Genomic DNA, 22549 nt, shown 5'->3' with positions numbered 1-22549 from the left:
GAGCTGGCATTGATTAGAATGCCAGCTTTAAAATACTAAAATTAGAACCAGCCTTTACGGCCTTTTAAAATTTGGTCGGTGCAACGTAAAGCTTCTTGGGTCAGTCCCCACAAACGATAATCACCTGTGATTGAACCAATCTGGAAGTTATGGGTATAAGCAAAGCTGAGGTCACGCTCAGGATCGCACCATGCACCTGAACCATTGTAGCCAATATGCCCAAATCCATTTTTAGCTCGTTTACCCATGGTAATAATACGGTGATAGCCTAAACGCCAATTCATCGGAATTGGCATAACACGATCACGTGCATAACTTTGGATGGTGCTGAGCTCTTTAAATACTTCTGGGCAAATAATTTGATGTCCATCCCATTCACCTTGATTTGCCAGCATCGCATAAATTTTAGCAAGACTATTTGCAGTAAACGTACCGTTTGCCGCTGGAATAACTGCTTGCAATCCCTCGTCACTAAAGAAACTAAGATGTTTCATTCCTTTTGGAATCATGGCATCTTGAAAGTCTTGAGGGTCTTGTCCAGTCCAAGTAATCATTTTTTCAGAGAGTGAGCTCTTGCGCGTCTGCGGCTTTTTAGGTTTTTCAACTTGAGTAGACGCTGGCTTTTCTGGTTTTTGTTGAATAATTAAACGTGCTACACGATCCAACTCATTTGCAGGCGTCCCAAAATAAGCCCCATCTAACTGTAACGGTTCAACAAGATATTTTTGCATGAGCTGATCTAAAGATTGACCAGTTGCTTTTTCAAGTACTCCACCGACAAGCCAGCCAAATGTTAAAGCTTGATACGCATTGCCTTCTCCGGCAAGGAATCTTGGCTTAGTCGCCGCGACCACATCTAACATATGTGACCAGTCGAGCATTTCCCTCGCACTTTCGATAATATTTCGAACATCAAACATACCGCTTTGATGACTTAGCACATGACGTAAAGTCATTTGCTCTTTACCATTTTGAGCAAACTCAGGCCAATAAGTCGCAATCGGTTTGTCGTATTCTAAAAAACCTTCACTTACTAAAATATGCGCTAAAGTTGCAAGTATGCCCTTACCTGTAGAATAACAAACTGCCAATGTGTCAGATTGCCAAGCTTCGGTTTGTGATTTTAGACCCGTGTAGATATCTACAACTTTCTGACCTCTAAAATAAACCGCTAAAGCAGCTCCACCTTGTCCTGTTCTAGCATCTTGAAGACGGCTGAACTGGTGAGCTAAATCAATAAAACGTTCATCTAAAATACCGTGATAGTTATGGGTATCGGCCAGTAAAATTTCTTTAATCACATGAAGTTCCTTGCATTTTTTGTTATTTTGCTCAAAAGCAGCCCAAACCTCTGTTCAGGCTGCTGATATTTTTATAATGCTTTTACTGTTCCTGCAACATGCGGTTTTTGGGATTTCGCATTACGAATTAAGAAATCAGTCTTTTTATCTGTATTGGCAGTTAAAAACTCAACTTTTGACGGTAAGAACATTGGCAGCTTAAACCATACATCTGCTTCATAAGCATTTGGTAATTCAAGGTTTGCTAATGCTTTAGCTTTGCTCCACATACCATGTGCAATGGCTTGCTTAAAGCCAAATGCTTTTGCAGTAATGGCATGAATATGAATTAAGTTAAAATCACCAGACACTTTCGCATAACGGCGACCTGTGTTTTCTAAAATATTCCACTCTGCCTTTGGAACATAAGCTGGTGCTTGTTCTTCTTTGGCTTTCTCACCTACTCTTTTCTCAACTTTTTGGCGAGATAAATAAGTCGTTAAGCCTTCCATCATCACTTCATTGCCAACTTTTGCCGTGGTAATAAAGTCGAACTGAACACCTTTATCATGCGGTTTTAGTTCCCCAAATTTACATGACAAAGTTAATTTTTCAGTCACAGCAATTGGTCTGGTCTGTTTAATCTGGTTACGAATATGGACTAAACCTAAAATTGGAAATGGAAAGGCTTCTGCCGTCATCATGTGCATTTGCAAACTTTGAGAAAGTACAGCCAAATAAATTGCTGGTACAAAGCCATTATTTTGAAAGCCACATACTTCGTTATAAGCTTTGAGGTGGTTCTGATCAATTTCTAAAGTATCTACCACATATTCAACTTGCGGTAATATTTTTGGACCTTTCGGCTTTTTAAAAATTAAACCTTGCACTACTTTTGGATAAGCCAATGCCGCTTTTGGTAGCTGGCTAAAATGACGAGTATTCATACCTAACCTTTTATAATTTATAGATTCTTGAATAAAAAAGGGATGCACAAGCACCCCTATTTAGTTAAAAGTGCTTAAGCGCCCAACAAGCTTTGACCACACACTCGTACAACGTTGCCGTTTACGCCTGTAGAAGCAGTTGATGCAAACCATGCAATCGTTTCTGCTACATCAACAGGTAAACCACCTTGTTGCATTGAGTTCATACGGCGACCAGCTTCACGAATTGCAAATGGAATCGCAGCAGTCATTTGAGTTTCGATAAAGCCAGGCGCTACTGCGTTAATGGTAATACCATTTTTTAAGATAGGCGCAGTAAATTTCACTAGACCAATTACACCTGCTTTAGATGCAGCATAGTTGGTTTGACCAAGGTTACCAGCAATACCGCTAATTGATGATACACAAACAATTCGGCCATTTGCATTTAGACCATCATTTTCTAACAAGTAGTCATTTACACGTTCAGCAGCAGACAAGTTAATGTTAATTACTAAGTCCCAAAGCTCCGGCTTCATGTTTGCCAAAGTTTTGTCACGTGTAATACCTGCGTTATGAACGATAATATCTAAACCGCCTTGTTTTGCCGCAGCAGCTTTAATTTTTTCGCCCGCATCAGCAGCAGTAATGTCAATTGCCAATGTAGAACCGCCAATGTCAGCTGCTACACGGTCAAGGTCAGCTTGTTGTTGTGGTACGTCTAAACAAATAACATGCGCGCCGTCTCGAGCCAATACATGTGCAATTGCCTCACCAATACCACGGCTTGCACCAGTTACTAATGCAGTTTTTCCAGCAAGTGGTTTTGCCCAATCAACATCAACCACATCTGCTTTAGATACACGAATCACTTGACCAGATACATAAGCTGAACGTGGAGAAAGTAAGAAACGTAATGTTGATTCAAGGTTTGCAGCAGCACCTTCATCAACATAGACAACTTGAGCAGTAATACCCTTTTTAAATTCTTTACCTACAGATTTGATAAAGCCTTCAAGTGCACGCTGAGCGATTGCTTGTTTTACAGTTTTTGCAGTTTCAGGAGTTGTACCAATCACAATCACTCGACCAGAAGTCGCAACTTGACGTGCAATCGGGTTAAAGAATTTATAAAGTTCGTTCAACTGTTCTGAGTTTTGGATCCCAGACGCATCAAATACAACTGCTTTGAATTTTGATTCTTTGTCGCCTGCATTGAATGGACGTAAATTTAAACCAACTTTTGCAGCTTCTTGTTGTAAAGCAACGTTATTGCCTACATAGCTATCTGCATGAACATTGCTAAGTACTTGTGCAATTTCACCAGACAAAGCACTTGACGGCGCTGCGCCAACCAATACTGCACCATTCACTACTGGCTGAGCACTTTCAAAACGCTCTAATACAACTGGCGATGGTAAACCCAGATTTTTAACAACGAATTTACCAATAGGAGATTGTGTAAATGCTTGGTATTGATCAGTCATGATTATTATCTCTCAAAGAAATGAATTTTCTACGACAGGCTTCATTATGTTATGAGATGGATAGAAACAATATGAAAGCAGTCGTTCATTAGAGTTACTCCAAATCATACTTGACTTCATCTTTGGATGTCTTGACCTGAATGCTATCTACAATGTCATTCTAGTCAATACAGGTCTATTTGAATTGTGTTAAGGTAGCTTACAAGAATATCGTTATTATGCTTGGAAAAGCCTTATGAGCAAAACAACTCAAGAAAATCCAGCAGTCGAGAATTCTGCTCAGGAAAAAGTGTCAAATACATCAAAGTCGGCTTCTAACACGGCTAAGCGTAACAACACTACTCCTAAAGCAGCAACTAATACATCAAAAACGACACGTACTCGTTCAACGACTGCACCTGCACGTAGCCCTCGCACTAAGAGCACGGCTACAGCAACTACTTCTACATCTTCAAATGTAGCTGCAGCACCAAAAGCAACAAAAACCAAAACTTCTGTTCAACAGGATAAAACCATGAGCCAAAACACTGTTCGCCGCGTTGCAATTATTGGTGGCAACCGTATTCCATTTGCACGTTCAAATACTGCTTATTTCAAAGCGTCTAATTCTGACATGCTGACAGCAGCATTAAACGGTTTGGTTGAGCGCTTTAACTTACAAGGTAAGCGTATTGGTGAAGTCGTTGCTGGTGCTGTTTTAAAACATAGTCGTGACTTTAATATGACTCGTGAAGTTGTATTGAGCACAGATCTTGCTCCTGAAACTCCAGCTTATGACATTCAAATTGCTTGTGGTACAGGTTTACAAGCAGCTTTTGTTGTTGCAAACAAAATTGCACTTGGTCAAATTGACGTAGGTATTGCAGGTGGTGTAGACACCACTTCTGATGCACCAATTGCTGTAGGTGATGGTTTACGTAAAGTTTTACTTGAACTCAATGTAGCTAAAACTGGTAAAGACCGTCTTAAAGCTTTAACAAAAATTGATTTTAAAAAGCTTCTTGATGCACCAAGCAATGGTGAACCACGTACTGGCCTTTCAATGGGTGAGCACCAAGCCATCACTGCTTTAGAATGGGGTATCACTCGCGAAGCACAAGATGAGTTAGCTGCTAGCAGTCATCAAAAACTTGCTGCTGCTTATGAGCGTGGTTTCTTTGACGACTTAATGACTCCATTCTTAGGTCTTAACCGTGACAACAACTTACGCGCAGACAGCACAGTTGAAAAACTTGCTAAATTGAAGCCAGTTTTCGGTAAAGGCGAAACTGCAACAATGACAGCGGGTAACTCAACTCCGTTGACTGATGGTGCTTCTGTGGTATTGCTTGCTTCTGAAGAATGGGCAAAAGAAAATGGGCATGAAGTTTTAGCTTATCTTTCTTTCTCTGAAACAGCAGCTGTTGACTTCATTGGTAAAAACGGCCCTAAAGAAGGTTTGTTAATGGCTCCTGCTTATGCAGTACCTCGTATGCTTAAGCGTGCAAACCTTAAACTTCAAGATTTCGATTTCTACGAAATCCATGAAGCATTTGCATCTCAAGTGTTATCTACATTGAAAGCTTGGGAAGATGAAAAATTCTGTAAAGAACGTCTTGGTTTAGATGCACCTTTGGGTTCAATTGACCGCTCTAAACTAAACGTAAATGGTTCATCTTTAGGTGCAGGCCATCCATTTGCTGCAACTGGTGGTCGTATCTTAGCAACTGCTGCTAAATTGATTAATGAAAAAGGTTCAGGCCGTGCATTAATCTCTATCTGTACAGCAGGTGGTGAAGGTGTGGTTGCGATTGTAGAAAAATAATTTCTATAACGACCTAACAAAATAAGCACCCATGTGGGTGCTTATTTCATTTCAATATATTAGCTTAATGAAGTGATGCAGCTTTGGCATCTGGGAAAAATTTATCTTCAATATGGTCATAGCACCACTGGAAAATAAAGGTATAAACCAAAATACATAAGGTTAAACCAATATCTAAAATAAGTGCATCAATGACACTCATCTGAAGCATATATGCAATCATTGGTACAGTTGCAATCAGCAAACCACCTTCAAAACCAATCGCATGTAAAATCCGCACAGGGATCGTTCTTTCCCAATTATATTTATGCTCTACTTTTTCAAAATAGTGGTTAAAAATCATGTTCCAGAAAACTGAAACCACTGCCATAAACACACCGAGTGTACCGGTTACATCCATTGGCATATCAAAAATAAAACTTAATGCAATCGCAATGATGACCAATAAAATTCCTTCATAACTGATTGCATGAATGAGTCTTCTCTTGGAAATCAACATTTTTAAATACTCAATAATAACTTGGATAATGTGCATTTTATTTTTATAATATTGATTAATCCAATCAGGTTCTTTCAGTTTTTTTGACAGATGAATATTAATCAAGAACAACTACTCATGTTTCAAGCCGTGATTGAGACCGGCTCTTTTTCTGCAGCAGCCCGTAAACTTGGCAAAGTTCCTTCGGCTGTAAGCATGTCTATTGCCAACTTAGAGATTGATCTGGACTTAACTTTATTTGACCGTAAAGGCCGCGAACCTATCCCTACTGATGAAGCACGGGTTTTATATGAAAAGACCTCTCAGCTTTTGATTGAGATGAATCAATGGAAACAGCATGCTCACGCGTTAAGTACAGGTTTGGAAGCTAATTTAACTATTGTGATTGTGTCTGAGCTTTTACACACCAATTGGACCGACTATATTTGTCTTTTAGAGAGTCGTTTCCCTGACCTACAAATCAATATTGTGTCTGCTCCCCAAGAAGATGCTCTGCAAATGTTATTAGATGGCTCTGCTCAACTTGCACTGATGTTTGAACGTGAGCATCTAGATAACAGAGAACAATTCGTAGAGCTAAAACGTGAGGCTCTAATTCCGGTTATTTCAAACAACCATCCTCTAGCAAGCCAAAATCAAGTTTCTTATGAGCAGATTCTTACTACACGACAAATTGTAGTTGCAAGTCGTGATGAGACTTTAAAGCCTGAATTACTTTTTTCAAAACATTATTGGCGCACCGATAACCACCACTCTGCTTGTTTAATGATTTTACGTAATCTAGGTTGGGGCGTTCTTCCTCAAGAAATGTTTAAAGAAAACCCTGAATTAAAAAATAAACTTAAGGTATTGGATTTATTAGATTTCACCCCTCGATTTGAATATTATGTCGACTTGGTTTGGAGCCGGGAAAGTGAACTTGGTGCCGCTGCTAGATATCTCATTGAGTATATCCGTAAGCAACGAATGCAATCGCCGCCTTAAAAATATTTCAAATTTGATGCAGAACCTAAACGTTTTTCTTTGAAATATAACAATTGATATATCGACAGCATGAATAGACTTTGTGCTATAAAGAAAATATAAGATTTATTACCGAAGATGTTGAATATCAATGACTCATACAGCACTTGACCAATTAAAAACATTAACGACCGTTGTTGCCGACAGTAGTGACCTTGATGCAATTCGTAAATTCCGTCCATTAGACGCAACGACTAATCCTTCATTGATTACGGCAGCAGCAGAACAACCAGAAAGCAAAGAGCTCATTGAAGATGCTTATTATCAAGCCAAAGAAGAAGGCTATAGCAACGATGAGTTAATCGAAAGAACCATTGATATTTTAACCGTAAAATTTGGTGTAGAAATTTTAAAACTGATTGAAGGCCGTGTTTCAACGGAAGTTGATGCTGCTCTTTCATATGACACCGAAGCAACCATTAAAAAAGCGCATGAATTATGTGAGCTTTATAAAGGATATGGTATCGATCAGTCACGTATTCTTATTAAAATTGCATCGACTTGGGAAGGTATTCAAGCTGCCAAAGTGCTCGAAACTGAAGGAATTGCTTGTAACCTCACTCTCCTTTTCGGTTTACATCAAGCCCAAGCGTGTGCAGATGCAAAAGTGACTTTAATCTCACCATTTGTAGGTCGTATCTTAGATTGGTACAAAAAAGCTGAAGGTGTAGACGCTTACCCAATCGAAAAAGATCCAGGTGTCGTTTCAGTTAAGAAAATCTATACCTATTACAAACAGCAAAACATTCCAACTCAAGTGATGGGTGCGAGCTTCCGTAGTATTGATCAAGTGCTTGGTCTAGCTGGATGTGATTTACTGACGATCTCGCCAAGCTTACTTACCCAGCTTGAGCAAGATACCCGTACAGTTGATGCGGCACTTGATGCATCTCAAGCAAAACAAGCAGAAGCCATTGTTAGACCAGCTCAAGATGAGCAAAGTTTTAAAGATGAACTTAACCATGACTTAATGGCATTCCAGCTTTTACAAGGTGGTGTCGATGGCTTTATTAAAGCACGTGACCAATTAAGCCTTTTGTTACGTCAGTCTTTTGGAATTGATGCGGAAATAAAATCTTAAAAAACTGCACTTTTCATACAAAATTGCCGATTTTTGTTATCATGACAAAAATCGGTTTTTTTATTGGGTTTCTCGTGTTCGGCATAACAGATTTAACAACATATATTATTGGTACATTCCTAATTGTGTTATTGCCAGGACCCAATTCTCTTTATGTGATGTCAATCGCTTCGCGCTACGGGATTAAAACCGGATATATGGGTGCATTCGGTATTTTCACCGGTGACCTTATTTTAATGCTATGTACAGTACTCGGAGCTGCTTCTCTACTTAAGGCATTCCCATGGGTATTTGTCATTCTTAAATTAACAGGTGCACTTTATTTATCTTATTTAGGCTTTAAACTGTTACAAGGCAGTATTCAACGCTGGAAACAACGCAATCAAACTCAACCAGAAATGGCTGATTTACCTGCTTTAGATAAAGTTCATCCTTATAAAACAGCACTCAGTATTAGTTTACTCAATCCTAAAGCGATTTTATTTTTCCTCTCTTTCTTTGTTCAATTTGTTGAGCCAGATTATGCTTATCCTGCTCTGAGCTTTTTAATTTTAGCGATTATTTTACAGATCATTAGCTTTAGTTATTTAACTGCATTAATCTTCTCTGGAATTAAACTCTCGGCATTTTTTAAAGAGAACCATAAAATTGCAGCAAGCGGAATCTTTTTAGTAGGAATTCTATTTTTTGGATTTGGTTTAAAACTAGCAACCTCTACAATTTAATTATTTTAATCTAATAACTTTTGCATTAGAAAGTTAAAACATCATGAACTGCTAAAAGTCCAGCATGCCATCTGTTTTAACTTCATTAAGTACAAAAAAAGTTCTGACTTGTCTTACTCCGGGTAAGGCAATAATCTTTTCACTATGAAATCGGTTAAACGCTGCTAAATCTTTAACACGAATTTTTAGAAAATAATCGACTTCTCCTGCCACCAGATAACACTCTAAAACATTTTCCAAATCACCCGACGCTTGTTCAAATGCTTGAAAGCTATCAGGAGTTGAACGGTCCAAAACTACACCAACTAACACCACAGTACCACGTTGAACGGTATTGGGATTGATCCGAGCACGGACATCTAAGATTGCTCCAATCTTAAAAAGACGCTGAGTATGATTCCAACAAGATGATGTACTAATACCTACAAGTTTAGCCAATTCAGCATTACTTAAACGCCCATTTTCCTGTAAGGCACGCATAATTTTCAGTTCTAGTGGAGTTAAATTTTCGGCTTTCTCATCCATAAAATAATATTCTTGATTCATTGTTATTTATGAAACAAATAATAGCATTATTTAATAATTTAAAAAGATTATTTATTTTTTAATCTGAAAATAGAAAGCACCTTCTTAAAAAAAATTGTTAAATTCACCCCAACTGGAAGCAATGGCAGAAGCCTATTAATTTTTCTTGGATTTAGAATACGTATCATGCAAAAAATTCTTCAAGATTTTTCAATTCCAGCAGTATTTGCTGGTTTTATTACCTTTCTCATTGGTATTAGTGTTTCGGCTGTTTTAGTGATTCAGGCGGCTCAAGCTTTAGGTGCTTCACCTGAACAAATCACTTCATGGTTTTGGGCTTTGGGTTTGGGTATTGGCTTATCAGGACTCATTCTTTCTTGGAAATTTAAATATCCTGTAGCGACGGCATGGTCAACCGCAGGTCTTGCTTTAATTATGGCAACAGGTAGTGGGTATAGTTTAAATGAAGCGATTGGTGCTTTTTTAGTTGGTGGTTTACTCACTGCGATTTTAGGCTTTTCAGGTATTTTTCAAAAAGCGCTGTCATACATTCCTCAAAGTTTAACAAGTGCCATGCTGGCAGGCGTCCTACTCAAATTTGGTATTTCACTTTTCGCAAGTTTACAAAATGATTGGGCATTTGTTTTGTCCTTACTTAGCATTTATGTCATTACAAAAAGATTATGGCCGCGTTATAGCATTGTATTTACCGTAATTGCAGGTATTGCCCTGTGCCCTGTCTTTTTAGAATTTCATATGCCTACAATTCAGTGGTCTTTAGCAAAACCTGTTTGGATTAGACCTGACTTTAGCTGGTCAGCACTTTTGGGCTTAGCACTGCCACTGTTTGTGATTAGTATGGCTTCTCAATATTTACCGGGTATTGCCATGATCAAAAGTTATGGCTACAAACCACACGTGAATCAACTCATTGGCTGGACAGGTTTAACCCAAGTTGTGCTTGCACCGTTTGGCTGTTATAGCGTCAATATTGCTGCGATTAGTGCTGCCGTAAGCTTAGACGACCAAGTTCATCCTGACCCAAGCAAACGCTATATTGCAGGTATAAGCTGTGGTTTTTTCTACATCTTAATGGGTTTGTTTGCCGCAACACTTACAAGTTTATTAATGTCTTTCCCTCATATTTTTATTGTCGCTTTGGCTGGTATTGCATTACTTGGTACGATCAGCCACAACATTGCGATTGCTTTTGCTCAAATTGAAGAACGTGAAGCTGCATTATTTACCTTTTTATGTAGCGCTTCGGGTATTCAATTCTTCGGGATCGGCTCAGCATTTTGGGGATTGGTGGTCGGAATTATTGTATTTGTTGTGCTCAAATTTAAAGCCCAAAAAAGCTAATAAAAAAAACGTTCATAGCTCTCTATTTTCAATGCTATGAACGCTTTTTAGTATGTTTTCTTATAACTCTCTTACTACGACTGATTTTGCCATTTTGTCGTGCCAGCCTTGTTTTTTAGCGTCAAATGCCACCCAAAAAAGACCAATACCAAATACTAAAATTGATGGAATATAGCCAATATATCGAATAATACTTTGCATGACTGTGAGCTTATTACCTGTTTTTTCATCTAAAACTTTTAAGCGCATCAAACGTTTGCCGGGCGTACCTGCAAAATACAACCAACATAAAACTGAATATAAAAAAGGAAATGCGTAGTTCACAATCAGGTCAAACCAATAGTTTTGTGGCTGACTACTTAAGCCTGTAGCAAATACTAAGTCGTAATCTCCCCGATAAAAAATCCATGCGGCTGGAATAATTGCCAAACAAAGAATAAGACTATCAATAATCATTGCGCCAAATCTTAACCAGAACCCTGCATACTCATACTTATAAGTCATGCTCACCTCACTTTGTTATTGTTTAATAGCTAAAATGGTCTTACTACTTTACTTTTATCCTAAATGAAACCTTTTTATTTTTAAATACTTAAATAAATTTTAAATTTCTTACTTTTATATTTTATTGTAATTATTTTGATCAAAAATATCATTAACCACATATCTATACAAAAACTTAATTTAATCTTTTAAAAACTGACATTTTTTTATGTCAGTTGTATCGAAATATGTTTATAAATAAATTAAATTACAAATAAATATTATATTTATTGCCAAAATAAAATATCTATTTTAAATTCTTTTTTTAATAAAAGTGCTGCAAATAATAGAGCCAATCCGATTGTAATTAAAAAAACACTTAAACTGATTAATCCATAAACAATTGTTATACCGCCTAATATAGCTAAAATATAAAAAATAATTACACTGATTGTTGGCATTTCAATTTATTCCACTACTTAAAATAAAAGCAATTTATTCTATCGAGTTTATAAACGATTGCTGTTTTCAAATGTTGATTACACTATTATTTTGTATCATCATACATTAATAATGTTATTAAACTTATTTAATGTTAATTTAGTTTAATAGAAAGTGATGAAGTTCACATAAGTTTTATTTAATTTCAAAATAATGTTTTTCAGTCACAAGTTTAATTTTTAAGTTTTTATATAAGCGTTCTTTTGAGTCTTCTAGTGAAGGAACAACTTTTTCTGCAAATTTATCTTCAGTCATCAGTCTTGCATAAGTTTTGTAGCCAATGATTAACTTTTGAGGTTCTTTACCTGTTTGACTAAACTCTTCAATGAGTTTATTGACTTTCTTTGCTGTTAAATCTGCCATCTTTCTTAGCCCCCCTTTAATTTACTATTTTGTTATACGGCTTCTTTGTGACAGAAATATGAACCGTAATTTTTTGTAATTTTCATGTAAATATTAACAATTATTGGTCTACAGCATACTTATCAGTTCAAAACCAGCAAAGCAATCAATTCAATTATTTGATTTATATATAATTTATTTAATTTCAATTACTTTTAATTGAATAGATGTCTCCATAGAATGAAATATGTTAATCTTTAATTAATAAAAGCTTCATACATATAACAACTGTAAATAAGAGGAATAACATCATGAATTACCAACATATTATTGTACCAGTAGATGGTTCTGAGATTTCTTTAGCAGCAGCTCGACAAGCAGCTCACATTGCAAAAGCATTTGGTAGTAAATTGACCGCCATTAGTTTGGTTGCGGTAGATCCTTTTAGTGGCGTAGATTTTTATTACATCTCACCTGTTGTAAAAGATTATTTTGTTGAAGCACGCGCCAACGCAGAAAAAACTCTCGCAAAAGTTAAAGCTTTATGTGCTGAAGAAGGCATTGATGCAGAGACTCAAATCATCCAAGGTGAAATTTCTTCAGATGGTATTTTGAAAGCCGTAGAAGACTTAGGTTCTGATTTAATTGTGATTGGTTCGCACGGTCGTAAAGGTTTCCAAAAACTAATTTTGGGTAGCTTTGCTCAAGATGTTTTAAATAGCACCAAGATTCAAGTTTTAGTTGTAAAAGAGTAAAATTCTTTAAAGATAAAAGCCCAATCCTATGATTGGGTTTTTTAATAAAATAACTTATAGAAATTTTACACCCACTAAAAAACCCTATAGAATAGTTCACTATTCCATCAATTTCGTGAGTCACGCCAATGAAGTAAGTCTTTTTTCTCATCAATTTTTTCTTTTTTTGATGTGCAAAATAGACTATTTTTTGTGATTTACTGTCTCTATTAAAAATTATCATTCTCCTATTTTGTACATCCTGTATTTATGAGGTTTTTTATGACTCAGCAGGCATGTGTAATATCGCAACTTACCTTAGAGTTCCCTTCAAAGGTAATGTTTAAGCATCTAAATTTTAGTCTTGAATCGAATCAGGTCTCTGCCCTAATTGGTCGTAATGGCCAAGGCAAATCTTTGCTTATGCAAATATTAAATGAGACATTTGCATTAGATTCAGTTGTTACATCAGGGCAAATATCTTGGCATGTAAAACATGCGTATTTACCACAATTGCATCGTTTGACGGCACTGACGATTGCTGAAGCCTTAGATATCTTAGATATTTACGACGCTTTTAAAAGAGTTGAACAAGGTAATGCCGACTTCGATGACTATGATTTATTGGAAGGTAAATGGGACCTGCCCACTTTATGGAACAACCTCTTAGAATCTGCTGGTCTACCAACAGATTTAGATTTCCCAGTTAAAAATTTAAGTGAAGGTCAAAAAACTAAATTGGCTCTAAGCTGTTTATTTTTAAAATCAGACCACTATCTATTACTTGATGAGCCTAGTAATCATCTAGATCAGGAATCTAGACAATGGTTAATCGATCATTTAAAAAAACACCCGGCAGGTAGTCTTATCATTAGCCATGATCGGACTTTATTAAATGAAGTCGACCATATTTATCATTTAAATGAACATGGTCTACATCACACCACCGGAAATTATGAAAAATTTTATGGGCAGTATCAAACCAATATTGCAGCTCTAGAGCAATCTATTCAACAGAGCCAACGTGAAGTTAAGCACATGAAGCAAAAGCAACATGATGTATTAATGAAAGCTCAAAAACGTGAGCGTGCTGGCAATAAATTAAGAGAATCAAATTCTCAAGCCAAGATTTTGCTCGACTTTAAAAAGGAACAAGCAGGCCAAAGCATTGCTGTTATACAGTCTCAACACCAACGTCAGATTTCGAACAGTCAAAATGATTTAAAAGATAAGAAATTGTTTCTCGAAATGGTTAAACCTCAACAGTTTTTCTTCCCGTCTTTTCATAAGAAATCTGGTGAAATTCTGCGGATTAAAAAATTGAAACTGAAACATGGTACTCAAAAACCCATCGATCTAGCTGTACAAGCAGCTCAAAAAATTCACATAGCAGGAGAAAATGGTATTGGAAAATCAACTTTACTTAAGGCAATTCATGCAGAGAACAATCAACCCTGTGACAGCATTCACTTATCTGTAGAGTGTTTCTATCTCGACCAGAACTTTAGCTTTTTCTGTGATGAAATGACTGTTATTGAAAATTTATCTCACATGAATAATGAACTTTCAGAACTCGAATGGAGAAATTTGCTAGGTCAACTTCGAATTCGTGGAGATAAAGGTATCCAACTATTGTCTCAGTTAAGTGGTGGTGAAAAATTAAAAGTAGCTTTATTGGCCCTTAGCCAGATAAAACCTGCACCTGAACTTCTGTTATTAGATGAACCAGAAAATCATTTGGATATTGAATCTAGAGAGCTACTTGCTAATGCTATTCAGAGTTATGAAGGTGCGGTATTGCTCGTTTCACATGATCAACTGTTTGTTGAAAGCTCGGGCATTCATGAGTCATTTTCTTTAATGTGATCGTTAGTAATATACCAATTTTCAAATTTACTAGTTCTCATTTGAGAGCTAGTAAATTTCATCAGTTATTATTTTTTCACCTTGTTTAATAATTCGAGATCTAAATTATATTTCACAGTTTTATTTTTACGAGCACTATTACGCATTTGATAAACTTGAATAATATAATCGCCGTCAACTGGTAAAGTAAGCTCTCCTTTAAAACCTATGGTTGAGCCAATCAACAATGCATTATCTTTACCTGGTTTTTTACCAGGTGCAAAAATATTAATGTAGGCTAAATTCCCCAGACTATTGATATCGAATTTTAATATTTGGCCTTTTTTTCCATAAATTCTATACCTTACATCATCATAGCCCTGAAATTTTCCATTTAAAGTGGTATGTGGTGAACTTTGTAAAAAATTAACTTTTTGCTCAGCATTTTTGGCATAGATAGTGAACGAAGTAGCTGAAATAAGCGTAGATAGTAATAATATTTTAATGATTTTTCTCAACTTATTGACCCTCAAAATTATTTTTAAAGTGATTATATTAAAAATGATTTTTATAAAATTTTACTTTATGTATGAGTTTGATGAGTAGTAGTTGCTTTTTATAACCAGTAACAAATAAAGTATTTTAGAAATCTAAATTATCTTTCTTTTCAATAATTATTTAAAAGTTAAAGTATATGGATAATCTATAAGTCTGGAAGAATTTTTAATGAATATTATTATTCGTGATGAGCAAGCCGAAGATATTGAAGCCATTGAAAAATTGACAAAAGCAGCTTTTCAAAATGCTGAGCACACAAGTCATACCGAGCATTTTATTGTTAATAGTCTCAGAGCTCACGGACAACTTACTATTTCTCTCGTTACAATTGAAGATGAGTCTATTATTGGACATATTGCTATTTCTCCGGTTGAGATTAGCTCAGGCGAAATAGGTTGGTATGGTTTAGGTCCTATCTCAGTTCATCCAAATAAACAAGGATGCGGTGTTGGCTCTCTTCTCATCAATAAATCACTAGAAAAATTAAAACAACTTGGCGCTCAAGGATGTGTTTTATTAGGTGATCCAAATTATTACAGCCGATTTGGTTTTAAAAATTATCCTGAGCTAATTTTGCCTGATGTACCAAGTGAATATTTTCAGGCTCTAACTTTCTCGGGCAATATTCCAAAAGCTAATGTCAAATACCATGAGGCTTTTAATGCAACGCAATAATAAAAACTTACTATCTTCAAAAGAAAACTCCTAAAAACAGGAGTTTTCTTTTTCATTGTTTTTGAACAATATTTACTTAAAACATTAGCTTTTATTTAACACGTTCAATTTGGAAAACTTCAATATCGGTAGGCTTAACTCTATGCTTATCTATCTCACCAACGACACGTACTTTATCCCCTGCTTTTAGCTCAAGAGGTTTCCATAAGTCATCATCGATATCAATTATGATTGAACCCGTAGCATCTTTTAACTCAAAATGATCCCCAGCAATATGCTTTACGATCGTACCAGTTAAAGTTACTCCAGATTCATCAGCCAAAGTTTTTACTTTGGACACTGTGACTACATTTTTTGTTGCTTCGTTTAATAAAGCAGCATCTGGTTTAGCTATCACAGCACTACTTCCTAATAAAGCAAATCCAGCCAATGCTGTTAAAAGTATTTTTTTCATGACGATTACCTACTTTTTAATATTCTTAGTTATATAAACAAATTCTTTTAAAGTTATAGATTTAGCTTTTGTGGCTTTTTGTATCTTATTAAGTTCTTTGTTTAATGAGAATAAATAGTAACATTAAAAAATTTCTTTAAGTTCTCTTTTCCAACAACTATTTTATGGCCTTTATTTTTTCGTGAATTTACTTAAGAAAGCTTTTTCTTAAGTAAATTAAACTCAGCATTAAAATATCACTTCATTGTTAAGCAACAAGTTGTCCTAAATTCAATAAAATATTTATGGCTTCTGTCTCGTCCTCAGTTTGCATAACAATCATTCTGTCATAAGAAATTCCACCAACCTCAATATAAATTTTTGGATGTGGAAGCTGAGGAATATAGACTTTTAGTGGTTGATAAAGAGCAAGAAGATAACCAAATGAATCATAAGGATAATGATCATCTTTTAATGTCTTCTTTATAACAACATAGTTGTTCAATATATTTAAAATAAAACCATATTCATTTTCAGAATGAAATTTAGCGTCCATACCTACCTCCTTGATTAGTTAATATTTTTATAATCAAACTTAAAGGTTAAATTTCTGATCTGAGGATATTTGAACCAATTTACTTTAAATATAGAGTTCTATTTAAAATAATTAGTGTCGAATTTAAATATATTTAAAACCTAGTGTATTAGTCAACATATTTTGAATGGCGCCATTAAAAATAAATATTTTGAGTTACAAATCACACTTTAAGACAAAAATAAAAAGATATAAAAAAACCCATCTTACGATGGGCTTTGAGCATTCATTTAGATTATGAATCTTTATCCATTGAATGAGGAGTTGTGGTTTTATCTTGCTGTTTTGTGTCGTTTTCACCTTGGCAAGCACTCACACTCAAAGAGATAAAGGCGGCTAAACCCAAGGTCGCTATAATTTTTGTCATGTTTCACCTCATGAATTGTTTAGATTGATGAGTTAATAAATACTTTTTATTAGTTTTACGATCAGCATAGGTTTCTAGGCTTTTTTGTAGATTTAGCGCAAAAATGTAAAGCTATTTAGTTTTGACTTTAAGTGCTCATTTAAATTTAACTCAACAATTTCAAAGCCGAGCACCTAAAATAAACTTAAATTAAATATTAACTGAATGCCTGAGCGTTTTGAGGAGTAAGTCATATAAGTGATCCACAGCTTTAGACTCCAAAGATGCCCTGCTTCGGTAAACAGCGACCTCCATAGGTTCTAAAGGTCCTAGGCCATGATCAGCACTTAAAATAGTTAAATGCTCGGGTGCACTACACTGGGTGAACACGGCAATTGCTAAACCACTTTCCACTGCTGCAATTTGACCAGCTAAACTTGAACTGTTGTATACTACCCGATAACGGCGTCCCTGTAAGGCCAAAGAATTAATAGCACTCTTTTTGGCTTGACTAGTACTTTCATAAACTGCAATTGGGAGTGGATCTTCTCGCCAGAGTTCAAACTGTGGAGAGCCTACCCACACCATTGGTTCATGAAATAAAAGTGTTCCTTGACGAGCGTTATCTCTCGAAATTAATGCCAAGTCTATATCCCCAGTTTCTACCCGTGGTATTAACGAAGTAGACTGCTCACAAATTAATTCAATTTCAACACCTCCATAACGTGGAGCAAAACGCTTAAGTACAGGCGTTAAATATTTTGCAGCATAATCATCGGGCACCCCAAGGCGTATACGCCCCTTCAGCTCATCTCCGTGAAAAGCCATTTGGGCTTCTGCATGTAAGTCAAGAATACGGCGCGCATAACCTAAAAGTAGCTGTCCTTGAGACGTTAATTCAATTTGTCGGTGCGTTCGTATTAAAAGTTGGCAATGTAGGGCTTCTTCAAGTTTTTTTAGTTGCATGCTAACAGCTGACTGTGACCGATATAACTCAGGTGCTGCGTTTGATAAAGAGCCTGTATCTACTACGGTGACAAAACACTTTAGCCAATCAATCTGTAAATTTTTTAAAGTCATTAGAATTTATCTATTCGATTTTCAAATAGTATATAAAAGAATTATGCGCTTTTCTTTATTTATTGTCTCTTTCATACTGAGCTTATAAGAAGTTAAAACAATTTATTTTTAACGTCGCTATCGGTGAATTGATTAACAACTGAATAACTCGTTAATCATTGTCCTTACTAACAATTTTATCACTTCGTATTTCTTAGGTATTACGCACTAGGAGGAGGTTTTATGCGCCTAAATAAACAGATGCTTGCATCACAAAGTGCGACATCCACTTTCGTTTTACTTTGGGGAAGCGCTGCGATTTTTACTCGATGGGGACTCGACAGTGCCTCACCTATAGCATTATTAATTCTGCGCTTTGCCACAGCTTTGTTTGTTTTATTGTTAATTGCTATTTTTACAAAAAGACTTTTACCTAAACATGGAACTCGAAAGCAAGTTTTATTAACTGGACTCCTCATTATTGCAGGTTATTCAATTTGTTATTTTAAAGCCATGGCTCACGGAGTCACCCCTGGTTTAATGGCCACAATCATGGGAATACAGCCAATCTTGACGCTTTGTCTTTTAGAAAAGAATTTACAAAAAGAGAGATTATTAGGTCTATTGATTGCTTTAGCCGGACTCATACTTTTAGTGTGGAAAAGCTTAACTATGTCTTTTATCGCTCCAATCGGAATATTCTTTGCCTTAGCAGCACTGATCTGTATCACTTTTGGTGCCATCATGCAAAAAAACATTCAACAAGCCCCAACAGATGTCTTACCGCTCCAATATATAGTTAGCCTTCTAGTTTGTTTATTTATAGTTCCATTTGAACATTTTGAAATAACGTGGAATTCACAACTCATTATTTCGGCCTTATTCCTTGGAATTTTAATTTCTGTAGTTGCTCAACTTTTACTTTACCGTCTTCTAAATCAGGGCAATCTTGTAAATGTAACAAGCCTATTTTATTTAGTGCCTGTCGTTACTGCACTTTTAGATTTTTTAATTTTAAAAAATAAGTTGCCGCTTGCGGGCTTAATAGGAATGATTGCAATTTTAATAGGCTTAACGCTTGTATTTAAAAAGAAATAACTCATTTAAGGTACATTATAAAACCCTCGAATGAGGGCTTTATGCTGAGTTAAAGACTAGTCTAAACTTTTCCAATCTTTACCAATTTGAGCTAATGCTGGCAGTTCATCGCTATTAAAAACATTAGAATTACGATCAATAGCAAATCGATAGATGGGCACAGAATCAGCTTGAGTTTTTTTATAGAAGCTGAAATTTTCAGTAATATGGTAATTGCCGGCTTCTGTAGATTTTACAGCTGTTCCTGATGGAATATGAATATAACTTTCACATTCCACTTCAATATTATTTCCAGCAAGATCTTGGTAGGAAAATTTCATGTTTTGATCCTTTCTAAATTTTTATGATTGAGAAAAACTTAACATGCTATCTGGCTAGATTATTGAAACTTTTTTCAACTAATTGTTTAGGTTTGTGTATTTAGTTAAAACTAAAAAAGTTGTTCAAGATAAAAATCCTATTTCTAATACTTCTACTCTCTCTCACAATCCCAATACTTTAAAAGCTCGCTCATCAAGTTCTTTAAGCTCCTCAAGTGTATATAACCGTCCTTCTGGGTCAAAAAACTTATCAAAGTCAAATTCTCCTTCTTTATATAGTTGATATCTTTTAGGCCCTAACCACTCTTTTTGAAAAAAATCATCTGTTAGTTTAAAAAACTCTTTAAATGACATATTTGCATCTAATTGGCCAATTAAATGTTCACGTTCATTTTTAGGAATATCCCTAAATTTTCTCTCATCCATAATGAAGGCTCGGTTGCCAACTAGCTGACCATTTTCATGAGTTGGAACTAGAATACTACGGCAATGAGGATGCAAAGGCGGAACTTTTTTTGTAGGATCATTGATATTCCACACACTACTATCAAGGGCTGCACATACTTTTGAGGTTCTGCCATCAAGAACACTTACAAATCTGACATATTCAAACTTTAACTGTTTATAGCTGTTTAAATAGGCCTGATTGGATATATGACTTCGAATCGTACGCACAGTTCGTTCAATATCAATCTTAGAGCTATTTAGTAGTCCATCTTCATATTTAAGGCGTTTAGTCCCAAGAATCCTTTGAATAATTTGTTGATTCGTCGCTCCAGTATTGAGGCCATCCCGAATTGCATACTCCACTCTTTGACGGGCGACCTCGGCAATTGTAGAAAATAACTCATCCACCAATGCTCCACCCGCTAAAGGAACACGTTTAGCAGCTTTATAGAGCTGTTCACCTTTTAACTCTTTATGTTTGCCACCAAAAACTTTTGACATATATTTGGCTTCATAGACAGCCAATGCCACAGCAGAGATGGTAAAAGTTTCAATAAGCACATCGTTAGTGGTATTAAACCACTGAGAAATCAGTGCACGTATCTCTTTTAATGGGGCTGTTGAGTAAAGCCCCCCCGCCAATGCAGTTTTTTCCTTTTCATTTAGCTCATCTAACAGCTTACTTAGTTTGGTAAGCATGTTAACTGTTTCGGAATTAAATAAATTAAGAAGTTCATTAACTGATCTTGAAGATGCTCGATATAGATAAGCTTGATGTTGAGTCAGAACATCAAAAAGTGATTTCTGATGAAGATTAACCATAAAAATTACCTCTACAGAATTGCCTTTTTTGTTATTTTCTATTTTCTGCCTTACCTTATGTAATTTGCTTATTATTAATATCTCTAGAATAAGTTATGACTAACAAGTGTACCTACGTAAAGTTATTTAGCTAATAGCTTATCCTTGTAATTTATATCTTTATAAACTTGTCTCGTGTCTAACTACACCATCTCTTTAATGCTGAGTAAAACAGCATTACTCGGAATATTTTTAAGTATTTTCTTTTGTTGTTTTCGCCATTCTTTATGAAATTTTTTATCAGATTTTTCGGAAAAACTATCTCTATGCTTCTGACAATCAGTATCTTCTAAATTTGCTGATTGTATACATGGCCAATTGTTTAATTGAGGTGTTAAAACCGCATTACTCATCAATGAAAGTTCTTCTAATCTAATCAAATTCATATTTACTTCCTTGGTTACATCTAGCTCCTGATGTCTTCAATATGTTCAAAACTTCATATTGCACCGTTAAAAGATAGCTATTGTTTTATTTCCTAATCCAATCAGAGCCTACACAAATACCACATCCATAAAAATGCAAAGTGCAAGTTTTGTGTATTGATTTACCAATGATGTAACTTGCTATACGCCCAAATAAATTAAGTTTAAATAGAATGAAAAAGGTATTTATAAGGTTTTCTTCTCAGTTGCTCCAATTTCAGATATACTGAACTTAGTATGAGATGAGCCTTATATAGTTCATTGGTAGATCAATGAATGACTAAGCCCTTCGCTTTCGAGCAAGGGCTTTTTTAATATGTGTAATTTGGAAAAATTACTTTGATCTGACTCAGCAATTCAAGCCTCGGTTTGCCTTTACCGAACAGGTCTGTTAGATTGGTCATGTTCATCAACTCCTATTGTCGATGAATACTGAAGCCTGATTCGTAGCATCAGGCTTTTTTTATGCCTAGATTTTATTAAAGATCGGAACGGCTTTTCTGATAAAAGCCTATAAAAATTAAAAAGACTATGATCCTAAAAATAATTTCTTTTCAATAGCACGGCGTCTAACCAATCCAGCCAAACGCTTACCGCCTGCGTTTACCCATACATCAAATTGGTTTGCGGCCCCTTTGTAATCACCTGAATTTAATTTTTTTAATAAGGTCGATTTTTTAAAGGCTCCTGCCCCGATGTTATAACTTAGTGAGACTAATGCGTCGAATTGATTTTGCTTTAAAGGAACTTTTACAGCGCCATTGACTGCACGCTCAAATATTTTCAAATCATGCTGCATATATGCTTTGGCCTGCTCAAGAGTACATGTGTCACCTTTTTGAACGCTCAAACCGTTTGGGTATCTGGTTGTGCCATAACCAATGCTCCAGACACCTACGCCATCATCATAAGCACTGAGCCTTAATCCTTCAAAATTACAAATATTGTTTACCCCTTCCTGACTCAGAGACATCTCATCTACCGCAAAACCAATTTCCTCATCGCCATTGTCTGTTGCGGTAGCAATCGGACTATTTGTAGCGGCACGTGACCGAGACTTGGTAGTAAAAAGCTTGCAAAGATAATCCAATATTTTTTGCATCTAATCCTCTGTC

The 22549-nt window shown here is 35.8% G+C and carries 26 protein-coding genes and 1 pseudogene; 9 read left to right on the top strand and 18 right to left on the bottom strand.

The genetic code is table 11. The features are described 5' to 3' along the window. Positions 1 to 41: 41 nt before the first annotated feature. The 3 genes from J580_RS21995 to J580_RS21985 form a co-directional block, all read right to left on the bottom strand. A complete protein-coding gene (locus tag J580_RS21995; RefSeq protein WP_032005929.1) occupies positions 42 to 1301 on the bottom strand; it encodes a serine hydrolase domain-containing protein in 1260 nt (419 codons plus the stop codon). A 71-nt stretch (positions 1302 to 1372) separates the two neighbouring features. After that, positions 1373 to 2227: a MaoC family dehydratase gene (locus J580_RS21990; protein ID WP_032005927.1), complete on the bottom strand. Its 855-nt coding sequence runs from the start codon at positions 2225 to 2227 to the stop codon at positions 1373 to 1375. Positions 2228 to 2301: 74 nt separating this feature from the next. Continuing rightward, positions 2302 to 3693: a 3-oxoacyl-ACP reductase gene (locus tag J580_RS21985; RefSeq protein WP_032005925.1), complete on the bottom strand. Its 1392-nt coding sequence runs from the start codon at positions 3691 to 3693 to the stop codon at positions 2302 to 2304. A gap of 235 nt (positions 3694 to 3928) precedes the next feature. Between J580_RS21985 and J580_RS21980 the strand changes: the two genes are divergently transcribed. Beyond that, complete coding sequence (locus J580_RS21980) at positions 3929 to 5497, top strand: acetyl-CoA C-acetyltransferase (protein ID WP_032005923.1); 1569 nt, start codon at positions 3929 to 3931, stop codon at positions 5495 to 5497. Positions 5498 to 5561: 64 nt separating this feature from the next. Here the strand turns inward: J580_RS21980 and aceI are convergent, their stop codons facing one another. Continuing rightward, positions 5562 to 5996 carry a chlorhexidine efflux PACE transporter AceI gene (gene aceI / locus J580_RS21975; RefSeq protein WP_005073799.1) on the bottom strand — a complete coding sequence of 145 codons (435 nt, stop codon included), beginning with the start codon at positions 5994 to 5996 and terminating at the stop codon, positions 5562 to 5564. A gap of 90 nt (positions 5997 to 6086) precedes the next feature. Between aceI and J580_RS21970 the strand changes: the two genes are divergently transcribed. The 3 genes from J580_RS21970 (at position 6087) to leuE (ending at position 8825) form a co-directional block, all read left to right on the top strand. Next, positions 6087 to 6980, top strand: coding sequence for a LysR family transcriptional regulator (locus J580_RS21970; RefSeq protein WP_032005920.1), 894 nt, complete (start codon positions 6087 to 6089; stop codon positions 6978 to 6980). Positions 6981 to 7110: 130 nt separating this feature from the next. Further along, on the top strand, positions 7111 to 8100 hold the full coding sequence (gene tal, locus J580_RS21965; protein ID WP_032005918.1) for a transaldolase: 990 nt from the start codon (positions 7111 to 7113) through the stop codon (positions 8098 to 8100). A gap of 74 nt (positions 8101 to 8174) precedes the next feature. After that, positions 8175 to 8825, top strand: coding sequence for a leucine efflux protein LeuE (gene leuE, locus J580_RS21960; protein ID WP_016803130.1), 651 nt, complete (start codon positions 8175 to 8177; stop codon positions 8823 to 8825). A gap of 51 nt (positions 8826 to 8876) precedes the next feature. Here the strand turns inward: leuE and J580_RS21955 are convergent, their stop codons facing one another. Beyond that, a complete protein-coding gene (locus J580_RS21955; protein ID WP_002115169.1) occupies positions 8877 to 9350 on the bottom strand; it encodes an Lrp/AsnC family transcriptional regulator in 474 nt (157 codons plus the stop codon). A 186-nt stretch (positions 9351 to 9536) separates the two neighbouring features. On the opposite strand from J580_RS21955, the gene J580_RS21950 reads away from it, so the two are divergent. Further along, on the top strand, positions 9537 to 10712 hold the full coding sequence (locus J580_RS21950; RefSeq protein WP_032005916.1) for a benzoate/H(+) symporter BenE family transporter: 1176 nt from the start codon (positions 9537 to 9539) through the stop codon (positions 10710 to 10712). Positions 10713 to 10772: 60 nt separating this feature from the next. Here J580_RS21950 and J580_RS21945 read toward each other — a convergent pair whose 3' ends face one another. From J580_RS21945 to J580_RS21935, 3 genes are all read right to left on the bottom strand, one after another. After that, on the bottom strand, positions 10773 to 11216 hold the full coding sequence (locus tag J580_RS21945; protein ID WP_005068725.1) for an RDD family protein: 444 nt from the start codon (positions 11214 to 11216) through the stop codon (positions 10773 to 10775). Positions 11217 to 11482: 266 nt separating this feature from the next. Then, the gene (locus J580_RS23455) at positions 11483 to 11656 is read right to left on the bottom strand and encodes a hypothetical protein (protein WP_005068723.1); all 174 of its coding nucleotides are present in this window, start codon (positions 11654 to 11656) and stop codon (positions 11483 to 11485) included. Between the two features lie 175 nt (positions 11657 to 11831). Continuing rightward, positions 11832 to 12059 (bottom strand): hypothetical protein, encoded by a 228-nt coding sequence (locus J580_RS21935; RefSeq protein WP_002115208.1) that lies wholly within the window; start codon positions 12057 to 12059, stop codon positions 11832 to 11834. A 290-nt stretch (positions 12060 to 12349) separates the two neighbouring features. Here J580_RS21935 and J580_RS21930 point away from each other — a divergent pair, with 290 nt between their 5' ends. Both J580_RS21930 and J580_RS21925 read left to right on the top strand, forming a co-directional pair. Further along, positions 12350 to 12793 (top strand): universal stress protein, encoded by a 444-nt coding sequence (locus J580_RS21930; RefSeq protein WP_002115225.1) that lies wholly within the window; start codon positions 12350 to 12352, stop codon positions 12791 to 12793. Between the two features lie 261 nt (positions 12794 to 13054). Then, positions 13055 to 14638, top strand: a complete 1584-nt coding sequence (locus J580_RS21925) for an ATP-binding cassette domain-containing protein (protein WP_032005914.1) — start codon at positions 13055 to 13057, stop codon at positions 14636 to 14638. A gap of 68 nt (positions 14639 to 14706) precedes the next feature. Here J580_RS21925 and J580_RS21920 read toward each other — a convergent pair whose 3' ends face one another. After that, positions 14707 to 15135: a hypothetical protein gene (locus J580_RS21920; protein ID WP_032005913.1), complete on the bottom strand. Its 429-nt coding sequence runs from the start codon at positions 15133 to 15135 to the stop codon at positions 14707 to 14709. A gap of 37 nt (positions 15136 to 15172) precedes the next feature. Then, positions 15173 to 15289 (bottom strand): annotated as a pseudogene (locus J580_RS23585) (hypothetical protein). Between the two features lie 54 nt (positions 15290 to 15343). Here J580_RS23585 and J580_RS21915 point away from each other — a divergent pair. Further along, the gene (locus J580_RS21915) at positions 15344 to 15850 is read left to right on the top strand and encodes a GNAT family N-acetyltransferase (protein ID WP_032005912.1); all 507 of its coding nucleotides are present in this window, start codon (positions 15344 to 15346) and stop codon (positions 15848 to 15850) included. Between the two features lie 91 nt (positions 15851 to 15941). Here J580_RS21915 and J580_RS21910 read toward each other — a convergent pair whose 3' ends face one another. The 4 genes from J580_RS21910 to J580_RS21895 all read right to left on the bottom strand — a co-directional run bounded on the left by J580_RS21910 (position 15942) and on the right by J580_RS21895 (position 18304). Continuing rightward, positions 15942 to 16304, bottom strand: coding sequence for a NirD/YgiW/YdeI family stress tolerance protein (locus J580_RS21910; protein ID WP_032005910.1), 363 nt, complete (start codon positions 16302 to 16304; stop codon positions 15942 to 15944). 247 nt (positions 16305 to 16551) lie between these two features. Continuing rightward, entirely contained in the window at positions 16552 to 16839 is a 288-nt protein-coding gene (locus tag J580_RS21905) for a hypothetical protein (protein WP_017398397.1), read from the bottom strand. Positions 16840 to 17113: 274 nt separating this feature from the next. After that, positions 17114 to 17245: a hypothetical protein gene (locus tag J580_RS23450; protein WP_002114618.1), complete on the bottom strand. Its 132-nt coding sequence runs from the start codon at positions 17243 to 17245 to the stop codon at positions 17114 to 17116. A gap of 189 nt (positions 17246 to 17434) precedes the next feature. Then, positions 17435 to 18304, bottom strand: coding sequence for a LysR family transcriptional regulator (locus J580_RS21895; RefSeq protein WP_005073761.1), 870 nt, complete (start codon positions 18302 to 18304; stop codon positions 17435 to 17437). Between the two features lie 222 nt (positions 18305 to 18526). On the opposite strand from J580_RS21895, the gene J580_RS21890 reads away from it, so the two are divergent. Beyond that, positions 18527 to 19381: a DMT family transporter gene (locus J580_RS21890; protein WP_032005907.1), complete on the top strand. Its 855-nt coding sequence runs from the start codon at positions 18527 to 18529 to the stop codon at positions 19379 to 19381. 56 nt (positions 19382 to 19437) lie between these two features. Here J580_RS21890 and J580_RS21885 read toward each other — a convergent pair whose 3' ends face one another. The 4 genes from J580_RS21885 to J580_RS21870 all read right to left on the bottom strand — a co-directional run bounded on the left by J580_RS21885 (position 19438) and on the right by J580_RS21870 (position 22536). Next, positions 19438 to 19701 carry a hypothetical protein gene (locus J580_RS21885; protein WP_032005906.1) on the bottom strand — a complete coding sequence of 88 codons (264 nt, stop codon included), beginning with the start codon at positions 19699 to 19701 and terminating at the stop codon, positions 19438 to 19440. A 162-nt stretch (positions 19702 to 19863) separates the two neighbouring features. Then, on the bottom strand, positions 19864 to 20970 hold the full coding sequence (locus J580_RS21880; RefSeq protein ID WP_032005904.1) for a minor capsid protein: 1107 nt from the start codon (positions 20968 to 20970) through the stop codon (positions 19864 to 19866). 182 nt (positions 20971 to 21152) lie between these two features. Then, the gene (locus tag J580_RS21875) at positions 21153 to 21395 is read right to left on the bottom strand and encodes a hypothetical protein (protein WP_032005902.1); all 243 of its coding nucleotides are present in this window, start codon (positions 21393 to 21395) and stop codon (positions 21153 to 21155) included. A 568-nt stretch (positions 21396 to 21963) separates the two neighbouring features. Continuing rightward, entirely contained in the window at positions 21964 to 22536 is a 573-nt protein-coding gene (locus J580_RS21870) for a lysozyme (protein WP_032005900.1), read from the bottom strand. Positions 22537 to 22549: the final 13 nt, after the last annotated feature.

This window comes from Acinetobacter sp. 1542444 (assembly GCF_000581835.1).
Classification (GTDB): Bacteria; Pseudomonadota; Gammaproteobacteria; order Pseudomonadales; family Moraxellaceae; genus Acinetobacter; species Acinetobacter pittii.
The sequence above is the reverse complement of the archived record's forward strand: the minus strand, read 5'-3'. Positions and strand labels throughout refer to the sequence as shown.